At 45.4% G+C, this 14,730-nt stretch carries 7 protein-coding genes; all 7 read right to left on the bottom strand.

Annotated elements, in window-relative coordinates:
- Nucleotides 1-938: prolyl oligopeptidase family serine peptidase (locus VIN08_RS27225; RefSeq protein WP_331972610.1), on the bottom strand; the 938-nt coding region annotated here is incomplete at its 3' end.
- 311 nt (nt 939-1,249) lie between these two features.
- Nucleotides 1,250-3,802, bottom strand: a complete 2,553-nt coding sequence (locus VIN08_RS27220) for a PA14 domain-containing protein (protein WP_331972607.1) — start codon at nt 3,800-3,802, stop codon at nt 1,250-1,252.
- A 695-nt stretch (nt 3,803-4,497) separates the two neighbouring features.
- Nucleotides 4,498-5,928, bottom strand: a complete 1,431-nt coding sequence (locus VIN08_RS27215; RefSeq protein WP_331972604.1) for a type IX secretion system membrane protein PorP/SprF — start codon at nt 5,926-5,928, stop codon at nt 4,498-4,500.
- Nucleotides 5,929-5,938: 10 nt separating this feature from the next.
- Entirely contained in the window at nt 5,939-12,070 is a 6,132-nt protein-coding gene (locus tag VIN08_RS27210; RefSeq protein ID WP_331972601.1) for a PKD domain-containing protein, read from the bottom strand.
- Between the two features lie 87 nt (nt 12,071-12,157).
- A complete protein-coding gene (locus VIN08_RS27205; RefSeq protein ID WP_331972598.1) occupies nt 12,158-12,793 on the bottom strand; it encodes an acyltransferase in 636 nt (211 codons plus the stop codon).
- Between the two features lie 4 nt (nt 12,794-12,797).
- Entirely contained in the window at nt 12,798-13,685 is an 888-nt protein-coding gene (locus tag VIN08_RS27200; RefSeq protein ID WP_331972595.1) for a glycosyltransferase family 2 protein, read from the bottom strand.
- Between the two features lie 3 nt (nt 13,686-13,688).
- On the bottom strand, nt 13,689-14,730 hold a 1,042-nt coding region (locus tag VIN08_RS27195; RefSeq protein WP_331972592.1), incomplete at its 5' end, for a glycosyltransferase.

Genomic DNA, 14,730 nt, shown 5'->3' with positions numbered 1-14,730 from the left:
GCACCGGGTATATCTGCACCATTGTACGTCCATTGATAAGCCAGGAAACCATCGGAGAAACCCAGCTTGATCGATCCGTTGAGACAGAGCTCGGTTACACCGCCAAAAACAAAAATGTTCTTTTTATTCTGCGCGAGTATCCATGGGAAGAAGTTAGGTTCAGCATAAGCCGTGGTCCATGTGCCGTGGCCGAGAGTCGGATATACAGTATATATAGGGGAACCTCCTTTAGTCTTGATAAGCTCGATCAAATCTTTTGATGCCTGTGGTTTAGGATTGGTATCGGTACCTCCCTGGAATAACCAGAGCGGCATGGTAACCAGTATATCACTCATGATATCCGAGTTGCTTCCTACTCCCGACATGGGAAGCATGGCGGCAAAGAGATCGGGTCTTTTTGCGGCAGCATCCCAGGTACCTTTCGCTCCATTGGAGAGTCCGTGTACAGCGATACGGTCGCGATCAACATTATAGTGATCGATAAAGTATTCTACTATACCGATCGTCATGCGCATGTTGTCGCTCTCATTACCACCGTCCCAACCGTTCTGCCACGCTCCGCTATAGCTTACCTGCGGAAAGATGACTATACCATTGAAAGCTCCTGTCGATGTGGGAGATTTCATAACAGCCGCCAGGTGCGAAGGCCCTGCGTGCGCTGTATTGGTACTGTTGTTATCAAACTGTGGATCGGAAGGCGAGTAAGTAAAATTACCTTCCCATGCCCGGCCTGATTCACCCGCTCCGTGAAGCATAAGAATCAGTGGATACTTCGTTACAGTATCCTTCTTGTTAAAGTTAGTCGGAAAGATTACCCTGAAATTCAGGAACTCACTCACGTTGGTACCCGTACCTTTCCAGTAGGTATACTCGCGAATCTTGTTCTCATTACCGAACGACACCATTTTGTAATAGTGGCCGAGGGTATTGTTGCGCATAGTATATCCACTGTCGTAGTGAATAGTTTGAGCAGTAGCGGGGGGATAGGTAGCTGCAATAAGAAACACTATCGCAGCTAAAAGCGACCTAGATAGAGCCATAGAGATTTAAAACCATTTTACCTGATAGACATACAAATGTAGTGATATATAACTCAGGTAATAAAAAAGTAACTTTTTAATTTTTATTGGTAACACTATAAACTTGTTATAGTCTTGAAAGCGCATTTTTACTATATATCAATCGTGTGAAATAAAAAACGCTGCCTTTTAACAGGCAGCGTTTTGTTGGACGAGAGGGTCTTCCGTAGTTAATTTTTCTTTACAAATCGTACTCTTTTTGAGCCAACGCCCAGGATATACGCACCTTCTTTCAAGTCAGAAACTTCAATGTTCTTGATATCCTGAACACCATTCACATGCACCGTTTTTACCGGGTTACCAATCTGATCGTAGATAGTAATAGTCTGTGTTTTGAACTGGGTAAGATCAACAGAGAGGTTGTTCACTACCGGATTCGGGTATACGGAAACAGATTCAGTTGCTGCTATACGTGCACCGGAACCACTGCTCAGGAACAGTTTACTGTTCGGTATAGTCTGTTTGCCATTACCTGCTCCACTACCTGGCGGATCATATTGTACGGTGAGTACTTCACCACCACCATTTTCAAAGAATGTAACTTTTATAGGGAAGCGGCCGGTAGACGCAAAGTTATAGTTACCGCTGCGTTCCTGTGTTCCATGCAAGCCATCGTTATCCACTACCATCGTGTTGTTGATGTACAGACGGCTACCATCATCCGATGAAGTATAGAATGTATAGGTACCCGTTGCATCAATCTGTATATATCCTTCAAAGGAGAATACAAAGAGATCATCCTGACGTCTTACACTGATATCGAAGTTGTTTACAATGCCGGTAACATCCGGAGCCTGGTTGAAATCGAACGCTGCCAGACTGGAGAGTGATGTTTCAGATTCCCAGTATTTATAGGAAAGTCCGGCATTCGGTGTAGTAAAGTTTACACTGCCTGCAGCCGATACGTTGTTGCGTGCATCTACAGCTTTTACTTCTGCTGTATAGTTTGCACCCGGTGTAAGGCTGGTTAATCCAAACGTGGTTGTAGTAGATGTACCTACCTGCACAGAGTTCAGGAATATCTGATAGCTTGCTACCTGGTCATTATCCGTAGAGGCAGTCCAGGTTAATGTAGCTGCTATACCTGTCTGGTTGCTGATAACCAGGTTGCTCGGTGCTGATGGAGGTGTAGTGTCTTCTTGTGTGGTGATCAGTTTTTCATTGGAGAAACGGCCATCGTTACCACCTATAGCGCGTACGCGATAGAAGTATTGTGCATTCGGACGCAGACCTGCATCAGCAAATGCCAGTACATTCTGACCTACTATACCTACTACTTTATAAGGTTCTGAAGAATATCCGTTAGCGGCACGTCTGTTTCTCCAGATCTCAAAGTATTCTTCGGTAGGAGAATCAGACCATGATATATTGGTTTGTGTAGCTGACACGACAACCGGGTTGGCCTGCACCGGAGGAGTAGGACCAACGTGCGGAGAAGTATATACTACAGCTACAGCGTTGGATGGCAAGCTGGAGCAGCCTGTACTTTCTTTTACTCTGACAGTATAGGAGCCTGCGGTAGCAGCACTACCTGCACCGGTAGATATATTGCGTATGTTCGAAGTTGAAGTAGCTACTTGTGCACCGTCTTTTAACCAGTAGTATTCAGTATAGCCGGTAGGTGCTACGAGGTCAACTACATTGTTTGAGCTGATATCGATCGGAAGTACTTTCGATCCTGTGTTGGTTAAAGTCGGAGAGAAAGTTGATGCCGGTTTGGAAGTTATATCAGTAGGGAAAGATTCGTACCATACATTATTACTTCTCTTGAACTTAACAGTATAAGTACCTACAGCCGATGCGTTGTAATAACGATCTGTAGCACCTGCTATATCAGCACCGTTTAATGTCCATTGGTATTGCGTAAAGCCCGCAGAGAATCCCAGCTTTACAGTTTCACCTATACAAAATGCAGGTGAGCCGCCAAATACATAAATCTTGCGTTTGTCTTGTGCCAGTAACCAGGAGAAGAAATCGGGTTCAGCGTATGCTGCATACCATGTGCCATGTCCTGTGTTTGGATATAACGTATAGCGTGGAGTTCCACCCTTGCTGATAAGCATGTTAATGAGAGACTGCGCAGATGTAGGGTTGGGATTGGTATCTAATCCTCCCTGGAAAAGCCAGGTAGGTGTAGTTACCAGAATATTCGTCATGGCATCCGGACTGCTTGCCACACCCGACATAGGTGCTATAGCAGCAAACAGATCGGGTCTTTTGGCAGCGAAGTCCCACGTTCCTTTAGCACCATTGGAAAGGCCGTGTACATATATACGGTTGATATCTGCATTATAGTTATTCACCATATAGTCAATAACTTTTGCAGCCATGGTTTCATTTTGTGTAAGAACGCCATTGGCCCAGCCACTTTCCCAGGCACCGCTGTGGTTTACCTGCGGGAAGATTACTATACCGGGGAAGGCGCGAGAATCAGAAGCATTTCTGTTTACAGCATCGCGGTGTTCCTGACCTCCGTGAAGCAGGTTATGACCATTGTTATCATAACGAACATCACTGGGAGCATAGGTATATACACCCTGCCATGATCTTCCGGATTCACCTGCACCGTGCAGCATGATGATCATCGGATATTTTTGAGATCCGTTCTTCTGGTAGCCGGGAGGAAAAATGGCTCTCCAGTTCATGAACTCAGTAATAGCCGAAGAAGAATTTAGTGCACGGTAATTAAATTCCTTGTATTGACTATCATCCCAGCTCACCATATCATAATAGTGACTGAGTTGATAATTCCTGAGGCTGTAACCGCTGTCGTATAAAACGGTTTGAGCTAAGAGCGTGGCGGAACAGCATACGCTGAACAGACCACTGAGAAGCCATTTAGACATTGACATAGTGTTAGAGGATTTGTTTTTAAAAATGTTTCGAATAGAATATGAGTTTAGTGTGAGAAAAGATTTTTATGGGGGAGAGGATTTGAATTTGAGGAGCTGTGAAGACGGTATAAAAAGAGAAATCAATGGCGGGGGAGGTTGCCACGCGACACTTCCGAACAGGCAGACAGGGTGAGGAACCCATGTGCATGGATCCAGATAAAAGCCCAACCATACGATGTAATATTTTATTACCTTTTATAGACAGTTTGAAGACGCTGCGCGCGTTTTCGATTATAAATGTAAGTGAAAAATAGTAAAAATGAAGTCCGCAAAGGCTTTTTTTTAATTTTTTTTATAGTACGGTACATGAGTGCTTTTTTAGTAAAAAAGTACTAAAAAAAATATTTAAAAAGGCCTTTGTGTGCCCCAACATGCCATATTTTGAGTTAGTAAATTGTAGAAAAGCTTCTACGAAAGGTAAAAAAATGAAGAGTCGTTAAAGCCTGCAGAGCTTCACGAAATAATGGAAGAACTGATCATGACTCTCACGAATCTATGATCAGCTCCTGATGATAAAAACAGTTTTATTTTTCTACAGCAGTATAGATCCAGGCACCGAAGTATTGATTCTGTCGTCTGATCATTTTCCAGCGATCGATTACTTCCTGTCGGCTGGTGGAGTAGAAGACATATACATAATAATAGTTCTTCTCCGATTGATAGAGTATAGATGGATTTAATCCTTTCGCTCGTAGTGTACTCAACTGCTTCTTGGCATTTTCAGGATGTTGATATACTCCCAGTATCAGGTAATGCCCTACAGCATGTTCTTCTTCTATCTTTTCTTCCGGTTCCTGTTGAGCTGTAGTCTGCTCTTGTGGTGCTGCTATGGTTTCTTTACGGGTATCCTGTTTTACGGTTGCCGGAGTTTGCTCGGCAGGTTGTTGTGTAGCCTGCTCGTTGTTGCGGGTAGTTTTATGATTATTATCTCGGGCAGGTTGAGCAGTAGCCGTGGCCGTTGTGTCTTTATCCGTAGCAGGTGCTGTAACGGGTTGTTTTTGTGCATTAGCGGCCTTTACAGAGTCGCGCTCCTGTTTCTCGGCAAAGATCTCATCTTCGCGATTACGCTTGCCCAGGCGCGCTCCCATATATACCTCGTGCGTTCCGCCCGATACTCCGGATATATCTCCCGTAGGTCGCTCGTACGCATAGCCTATCCGTAATAAGCCTTTCAGGTTTAAGCCGATGAAACCAGTGGCACCGTAGCCATCGCGGTAAGATCCGCCAATCCAGATCACATCTTTGATCGATACATGCAGCAGACCTTCCCACTGATCCTGCGATTTGTCAAGCGCCCGGTATATTACATACGGTGAAACCTTTACACTGCCGAGATTGAATGTATAGGATGCCGAAGCAAAACGATTATCAAATTTACTCGTCTTTACATCGTTGAATTGCTTGACGCTGTTGGGTTTTGAATCGAAGAGCCGGGGCAGGGCAAAGCCTATATTAAAGTTCTTGAACTGATAGTTTAGTCCGAACTGTCCGTTGATAAACGTATTGTTCTGCGTAACATTTGCCAATGCAGGATCGCTGGTATCTTCCAAGGCAGAGTAATCGAACGAGTTGAATCCTACACCACCCGACAAACCGAAATTGAGATTATGATTTTGTGTAAAGCGTATGCGATAACCAAAGGTAGCCATCACCGAAGTAGTGGAAAGTAAAATGGTTTTGTCAGAGTAAGCCGTAAGTCCCAGCGATACGTTGCGTCCCACCGGGGTCTGCAGATTCAAAGCACCTACAGTAGGTGTGTTATCGATACCCAGCCATTGTCTTCTGTAAAACAGGTTTGCTTCAGCATATCCGTTGTTGGCTACATACGATGGATTGAACTGATACGGATTGGCAAAGAACTGACTGAACACAGGCGGATTTTGCGCATGGGCTGCCTGGCACACCAGGAGTAATATACTAAGCAGAGAGAGGAGAGATGGTAGAGGTCTTTTCATGTAAAAGGGATCAACGTATTAATCGAATCGCACCAGAGTATTTTTTATGATTGTTACATTGAATAACATAGTAGTAATCGCCCTCTTCCAGGGGGCGTCCGTTTAGCGTAGCGTCCCAGTTGTTCTCATATACATCTGCCTCGAATACTTTTTTTCCGAGGCGGTTGAATATCTTGATCGGACAACTATCGATCATAGTGATATTCTTTACGATCCAGATGTCATTTGTCTGATCTCCGTTGGGTGAGAATAATTTAGCAGCTCCTATAGGGTTTACCGGATCTTCCTGTACGGTAATGGTAACTTCGTCAAAAGCAGTAGCCCCACCGTTGTCTGTTACCGTAAGCCGGAAAGTATAGATTCCTTCTACAAGATCAGATACAGCCAGGATCGGGGTGTTGTCCAGATTTACATTGGCAGGATCACCCTCGATCTGCTCCCATGTAAACAAGGTAATCACACCATCAGGATCGCTACCGGTACCTTCAACGGCAATAAAGTTATTGGGAAGAACAAGTATAGTATCGTTGCCGGCAAATACAGTAGGCGGTAAATTCTCTGCGCGTACTTCTACTACAATTTCCGAGAAAGCTTCGGCATTTTCATTGTCGATGGCAGTAAGGCGGAAAGTATAGGAGCCTAATACAAGCGAGCCTGCACTCAGTGTAGTACTGTTAGCGCCCGATAGTGTAGCCGTTGAGGGACCACTCTCTTGTGTCCAGTCGAGTGATGTAATAGCTCCGTCCAGGTCGAAGGCTGAACCGTTGATAATGGTAGAATTAGCCGGTTGAAAGATTACCAGGGTTGTTCCGGTTGTTACTACGGGAGGTTTATTCGCTCCGGGTGGCGCAATCACCACGGTAACTTCATCGGATGCTGATGCACCACCACTGTCGGTAACATCGATCTTAAAGACATACGTGCCTTCCGGAGGATTCGATATAGTAATGATAGGGGTAGCCGTGCCTGAAGGTGGAGATATAGCAGGGCCGCTCACTTGTGTCCAGCTATAGGAGTTGATCGTACCATCCGGATCGGACGCTGTAGCGGTTATTACAACAGAAGTAACAGGGGCACGCAGAAATATATCTTTACCGGCATCGACTATCGGATTCTTGTTGATAGAGCCCGGCAAGACCGAAACATTTACTTCGTCTGAGTTGGTCAGTCCACCGTTGTCAGTTACAGTCAGTGTAAATTGATAAGAACCTGTTGTAAGTGCGGAGAGTGATAGCTTGGTAGTAGCCTGGCCAGTCATCGTAACAGTTCCTCCGGATTTCTTTTCCCAGAGATAATTCTGAATGGTGCCATCTATATCTGTACCGCTGCCTTGTAATGTAGTAGTGGTTTGAGGCAGGTATATAACCTGGTCGAACCCAGCACTGGCTATAGGAGGGAGGTTCGTTCCTTCCGCTACAACGGTAATATCAACGAAGTCGGAGCCCGTTGCTCCATCATCATCTTCCACGGTCAGTTGATAGCGATATACACCTTCAGTGAGGTTATTCACAATAAGTGTAGGCGAGTTAATATTTTCAAGCACCGAACTTGCTCCTAAAACCTGCGTCCAAGTATAAGATACGATCGAGCCATCAGGGTCAAAGCCTGAGCCGTTTATAGTAGCCGTAGAGTTGGGCAACACGATGGATTGGTTCGTGCCGGCATTCGCGATAGGTGGTTGATTAACTGTACCGGGGAACACGACTACATCGACCTGATCAAAAGCAGTTGCTCCATCATCGTCTGTTGCTGTAAGGCGGAAGGTATACTGGCCGGCAACCAGGTTGGTAAGTATAACCGTAGGGGAGTTTGTGTTGGTCATCGTAACGGATGGTCCTTGTATCTTGGTCCATTCGTATGTAACTATACTTCCATCATTATCACTCGCGGTTCCGGTGAGATTGATAGCGTTCGTTGGTAAAAATAAAGTCTTGTCGGTACCGGCATTTACCAATGGAGGCTGATTCGATCCCGCTGGGAGCACGGTTATATTTACTTCATCAAAAGCTGTGGCACCGGCATCATCGGCTACCGTAATGCGGAAGGTATAGGTGCCTTCTTCCATGTCGGTTATCAATAGTGTCGCTACACTTTCATCGCTTAGGGTAGCGGTAGGCCCAATCTGTTTTGCCCAGGTATAGCTTACTATACTTCCGTCAGCATCACTGGCAAAGGCGGTGAGTGTAACCGAGTTTGTCGGTAATGTTATGGTGATGTTGTTACCGGCAGTAACAGTCGGAGTCTGATTAACTGTCGCTGGTAAAACAATAACCTGGCAGTTATCAGTAGCCGTTGCACCATCATCGTCTGTTACGGTTAAGCGGAATACATATACACCTTCCACTAAGTCGGTCAGTGATAATACAGGTGTAGTGGCGTTGATCAGGAATGCCGAAGGGCCACTTACTTTTACCCATGAGTATGTGGCAATGGTTCCGTCAGGATCCGTGCCGGAGCCGATCAGGTTAGTACTGTTCACGGGTAAAGACAGTGTGATGTTCGGACCTGCATCCGCTACAGGAGACTGGTTGCTGGACGCGGGGTTTACAATCACGGTTACTTCATCAATGCCCGTAGCCCCACCGTTGTCTGTTACCGTAAGGCGGAACACATAGGTACCTATATTTAAACCGGAGATGGTTACTGTCTTGGTATCCTGGTTGGCAAAGTTGGCCGTGCCGCCACTTACTTTTTCCCACAGGTAATCAGTGATCGTTCCATCTGAATCCGCACCCGAGCCGTTGAGCACAACGGTGTTGGTTGGTAAATATATAGTCACATCATTTCCGGCATTGGCTACAGGGCTTGCATTGCTGGCAGCCTGTACAATTACTTTTACATCATCAAACGCGGAGCCGCCATCCGTATCTGTTACGGTTACTCGGAAGACATAAGTACCTTGTATCAATCCGGAGATGTTGGCGGTAGCCGCAGCTCCACCACCGATCGTAGCCACAGAAGGTCCGGATTGTTGTGTCCATGAATAGGAGTTCACGGTTCCATCTTCCGGATCTGAAGCAGTTGCTGTAAGTGTTGTAAAGTTTGTAGGCAATACCAGTGTTTGATCCGTACCGGCATTTACCACAGGGTTCTGGTTGATGGATGTTACAGTAACTTTTACTTCATCACTCGCAGTAGCAGATTTGTTATCGGTTACGGTCAGGCGGAAAGTATATACTCCTTCCACCATGTTTGTAACGGTAAGGGTAGGCGTGCCTGTTCCGCTTAAAGTAGCCGAAGGACTCGCGATGATTTCCCACAGGTATGCAGATATACTTCCGTCACTATCGGAAGCAGTTCCGGTTAGCACGACTGAATTGGTTGGCAGTGTAATGATAACATCGGCACCTGCGTTTACCGTTGGCGGTTGATTAACTGTTGCCGGTAATACTACAACGGCTACGAGGTCTGTTGCTTTCGCACCATTGTTATCAGTAACGGTTAACCGGAATGAATATGTACCCTGTACGAGATTGGTAAGATTTAATGTTGTTTGATTGGTAGCACCGAGTGTAACTGCAGGGCCGCTTAGTTTTTCCCACAAGTATGTTGTGATCGTTCCATCCGTATCGGTACCTGAGCCGGTAAGTATAGCACTGTTCGTTGGTAAAGTAAGTGTAACATCTGAGCCTGCATTGGCTGTTGGTGGAATATTGGCAGCTTCAACGATTACCGTTACATCGTCACTCGCACTCGCGCTGTTATTATCAGTAGCGGTGAGACGAAATACATACGTTCCCTGCACCATGTTGGTAACCGTTAACACGGTTGTAGTTTGATTGGCGAGCGTACCCGCAGGTCCGCTTACTTTTGTCCAGGCATAGCTTGTAATCGTTCCATCCGGATCGGATGCAGAACCGGTTAATGTTACAGTGTTTGTAGGAAGTTTGATCGTTTTATCAGCCCCTGCATTTACGATGGGAAGTTGATTGGCAGCATTTACGATTACTGTTACCTCATCAAAACCACTAGCCCCCTGGTTGTCTGTTACCGTTAATCTGAAAACGTAAGATCCTACCACAAGATTGCTAAGCGAAAGTGTAGTAGTAGCGGCACCTGAGATAGTTGCAGCAGGTCCGCTTACTTTTGTCCATGCGTAGGAAGCAATCGTTCCATCGGGATCACTTCCGGAGCCTACCAGGTTTACACTGTTGGTAGGGAGTGTTAATGTTTTATCGGCACCGGCATTAGCGGTTGGTGCTTTGTTAACGGCAGCGGGTTGAACAACAACCGAAACATTATCACTTCCTATAGCGCCATCATCATCCGTTGCTGTTAACTTGAATACATACGTGCCGGCTGTAGTCATGCCACTCGCAGTAAGTATAGCCGTGCCTGCGTTAGTAAGTGTTGCTGTTACTGGTCCGCTTACCTGAGTCCATAAGTAAGTAGTTACCGTTCCATCGGTATCACTAGCCGAACCGTTGATGGTAGTCGTGCTGATGGGAAGTGTGATTGTTTTATCAGCCCCTGCATTTACTGTAGGAGGTTGATTTACTGCAGCAGCCTGTACAGTGATGGTTACTTCTGCATAACCAGTTTCACCAGCGTTATCGGTAGCTGTAAGACGAAATACATATATACCTTCTACCAGGTTGGTGAGCAGCAACGTGGGTGTGCTGGCATTGGTCATGGTAGCTGCGGGACCACTTGTTTTAGTCCATGCGTATGATGCGATGGTTCCATCAGCATCACTGGCGGCGCCTATTACCGTTGTTGTGTTTACCGGTAGTACCAGGGTTTGGTTGGCGCCTACTGTTACTACCGGCTTTTGGTTTCCCGATAACTCGAATGCTCCGGCATCCCACGAGGCCCCTGTCGGTCGGAGCAGTTTATCAAAGTCGAAAGTCACTCCATAGGTAGATACTATTCGTCCGGCATTGATAGCCGGAGAGCCGGACTGAAGATGATAGTCATCTACGGTTGGATTTACAAATTTAGCATCGCCCAGTACAGGTATAACTACATTATTACCTACAGTCCAGTCTGTATAGGTCTTGAGTTGATTCCAGCTTGATGTACTGGCAACGATCAGGTTATTGAAAAGTACGCAACCCGGTGCTGTATTTATATTCTCCTTGATAGCAGCCGTTGATGCACCGACAATTGTATTGTTGATTATATATACCCCGCCCAGATAGCCATTCGGCACGATATCGGTCGCTAAAGGTGTAGGGCGTGTATTGACATTGATAGCTTCTGCTCCGGGGTTGATTACAATGTTGTTGAATACATAGTTATTCCCTATTCCCTGAATTACCAGGCAGGGACCAAAACCTCCTTTTACAAAATTATTATATAGTTTACCGGTAGTTCCAACTCCCATCTGTATACCTCCATTCTGCGATGGGTTATTAGCTGCTCCGTAATTATAGATCTTGTTACTATATATTTCCACATCGGCTACGGCTGATCCTACCTGTATAGATTCCCAGCCGGAGTTTACAATCAGGTTGTCGTGTATTCTTACTCCGCGTACTTCGTGCGGATATTGTGTACTTCCGCAGTATACCGTTGTGCCGTTATAAAAGCTGTTGCCTATATAAAATCCTTCACCCCCTATATCATGCAGATAATTGTTGTGCAGGTGAATATTATACATGGTAAAATTAGGACGCTCCGGAGTTTTATCAGCACAGTTGGAGCTCGGGTCAGTCTTGGCCATGATACCGGCAAAACCGGTCTTTGTGATTTCCACGTGATCGATCTCAATGTCGGAGCTTAACGAGGTTGCTACTATACCTTGCGTACCAGATTTTGTCTCTACGATCTTGATGCCGTATTCAACACTGGCATCGCCTGTACCGGTAATGTGAAAGTAGCGCGAGCTGTTGATCAATATACCATTGCCGGCATTGGGGCCACCGATGAGTGCCTGACCATTACAGTTCTTGATGGTAACATAATTGGTAGCGGAGCCTACAATGTTTTGAAAGATGATACGCTCGCGTGCTCCGCCTTGTATACAGATCACATCACCGGGCTTTACACCTTGCGCTGTCCCGTTAAAGGTTACACTTCCGGCACCGGCAGGTATAGTAAATGTACAGCCACATTGCGCGATGGCATGGAAATTTATACTTAACAGTAACAGGAGCAGAAAGGGGGGGAATAGATACCGTAGTATAATAGCTATTCTCATAAGCAGGAGGGTTTTTTAAGAAAAGTAACTACTTGATAATATACCAGTTAATCAACAATAACGCCACTTTAATCAAGAAATGAAAATTTAATCGGCAACCTCTTCCACCAGTTGCGGTTTAATTCTTTTGATTACTTTGGCGGGTACACCAGCGACCACGCTATAGGGTGGAACATCCTTTGTAACAACGGCACCGGCTGCTATAACAGAGCCTTCTCCAACAGTAACTCCCTTCAGGATTGTAACGCGCGATGCTACCCACACATGATCTTCAATAACAATGTTTCCTTTCTTTCCTTCAGCGGTGTGATCGGCCAGATCGTGAAAGTCGCTATCGAGTATTAATGTATAGGGGGCTATCCGTACAAATTTACCAATTGTAACATTTCCGGCTACAGCTATATGTGTTCCGTTTACACGACTTCCATAACCGATGCGCAGTGTTCCTGTAGCCTTTACCAGTAACTTGGTGCGCTCAAATATAGACCATATAGCAACGCGATCTTCTATGATGATCGTGCCATTGGCCTGGATCAGTGGCTTGCCATGCACGGTAACAAATTTACCGACCTTTACACAGTTACGTAAATATACCTTGGCTGCCAGCAAGCGTGACAGAATGGATAACAATCGACCGATCATCAGCATAAATACGCCCAAGCCGGATGAACGCGGATTCTCTTTCCTGATTTCTTGAAACTTCTTTTTGATCTCGTCCATCATACGCTTAATGGTTCAAATGCCAGGAAATCCCCTGAATATAACTTTTTAGATTGGGAAAATCCATACGCAACAGCAATTTCAGTATATCTTTTGGCACTGCGAGCAGGAAAAAGAAAAGCATAGACGACAACTGTGTTAGTCCTTTTGTGTTTCTTTTCAAATATAGTATGCGGTTGCGCGCTAGGTAATACGTTTTTATAGGATTGTTCTTACCAACTGATATAGATTCTTTGTGGTATACCTTCGATGTACCAACATAGTAAACTTTATATCCTGCACGCTTTACCTGTTCGGTCCAGTCGTGTTCTTCGTAGTAGAGGAAATATACTTCGGGAAGCATGCCTACAGCTTCCAGCACTTTGCGCGAAGTAAGCAGACAGGCACCATGGCCCAACTCTGTTTCGCGTACCCAATTATACTGGTTGGTATCTGTTTCGAGATGCCCTAATTTTTTACCTCTGCCGGTATATGGATTGATCTTAACCGCACCGGCATATTGAATAAGTTCGTTGCGATCGAAGTATACTATACGCGGAGAAGCTATACCTGCTTCTGGCTGTTGTTGAAATATACCGACCAATGGTTCCAGGAAACCGGGTACTACTTCTACATCGTTGTTGATTAGCAGAAGGTATTCACCCTTGGCTTGTTCGAGGCCAACGTTATTGCCACCGGCAAACCCGAGATTCTTTCCCGTCTCGATCAGGTTTATCTCCGGAAATTCCTGTTTGAGTGATCGTGCAGAAGTATCGCGTGAGCCGTTATCGACCACTATAATTTCAATGGAAGGATACGATATATTCCGGAGCGACAGCAGCAGATCGCGTGTTACAGGTGTCTGGTTGAAATTAATGGTGACAATGGAAACGAGAGGATAAGCGGATGCATTCATAAACTATTCTGAAGTTGCTCCGTGTGGCGTATGGATAAATTTTTTGTTGGCATTCCTCAGCCTGAACAGCAGGAGGAACATGCGAACAAAAATACCCGGCAGATCCAGGATAGCCTTGAGCATTTTTCGTGAGTAAAATTCACGGGGTATAGAAATGAGTATAGCGGTGGTGTTGATGACAAAAAGAATTACCCACAGTGTAGCGCCCAGTGCCAGGTAATTTCGCAGCAGCACGGCTATACCAGTTAATACAGTGAGCATACCAAGATTGATAAGTCGTGGCAACTGTATATTTCGGAGCACAGCGCTGTTGAAGAATGTAAAATCACCTTTGAAGAACGCAGCCATGCCGGGCTTGAAATATTTCTTCAGGTAAAAATATTGGCTGGATATCCAACGCTTCCGTTGATTTTGAAAGGCGCTGGCTTGCGAGATCTTCTCATCATATACCGAAGCATCGCGGAAGTAATATACTTTTATACCTTCGAGCAATAATTGCAATTCCAGTTCGCGATCAAATCCACCAATAGAAGTCATCTTGCTGAGTTTGTCTTTGAGCAAAGCAAAGTCAAACACAACACCGGACCCACTGATAGACGATGACAAACCTGCAGCAGTATGTCCTTGCCTGTATATATGATTGTTGATGGCTTCGCTTACGCCATCGAGAAATGCTAAATTGTTATTCTGATTTTTAGGTTTGCGCTGGCCTTGCACGGCTTTCAACGGGTGGGCTACCAGCAGTGAGTTTTGCAGTTCCAGAAACTTCGGGTCCATTACGTTGTCGGCATCGAGTATAACGGCATAGTCATAATTCGCAGCATCGAGTTGCGACAATGCCATGTTGAGCGATTTTACTTTTGTACTGCTTTCAAAATGTACCTCTACTACTTTAATGGGAAGTTTGCGGAGTAACTCCAGCGTAGCAGATTGCAGCGAGTCTGCTATAACAACTACATCATAGTGTTGTGCAGGATAGGTCTGGTTCAATGCCTGTCGCGCCACTTCCAGAATTACAGCGTCTTCTTTATAGGAGGGTATGAGC

Origin of the sequence: Ohtaekwangia sp. (genome assembly GCF_036568665.1) — a bacterium.
Lineage (GTDB): Bacteria > Bacteroidota > Bacteroidia > Cytophagales > Cyclobacteriaceae > Ohtaekwangia.
Note: the sequence above shows the minus strand (reverse complement) of the source record. Positions and strands in the feature narration are given on the sequence as shown.

Coding starts and splice junctions, on each gene's coding strand:
- VIN08_RS27200 (WP_331972595.1), bottom strand. CDS start 13,685: ATGAATGCATCCGCTTATCCTCTCGTTTCCATTGTCACCATTAATTTC.
- VIN08_RS27205 (WP_331972598.1), bottom strand. CDS start 12,793: ATGATGGACGAGATCAAAAAGAAGTTTCAAGAAATCAGGAAAGAGAAT.
- VIN08_RS27215 (WP_331972604.1), bottom strand. CDS start 5,928: ATGAAAAGACCTCTACCATCTCTCCTCTCTCTGCTTAGTATATTACTC.
- VIN08_RS27210 (WP_331972601.1), bottom strand. CDS start 12,070: ATGAGAATAGCTATTATACTACGGTATCTATTCCCCCCCTTTCTGCTC.
- VIN08_RS27220 (WP_331972607.1), bottom strand. CDS start 3,802: ATGGTGAGCTGGGATGATAGTCAATACAAGGAATTTAATTACCGTGCA.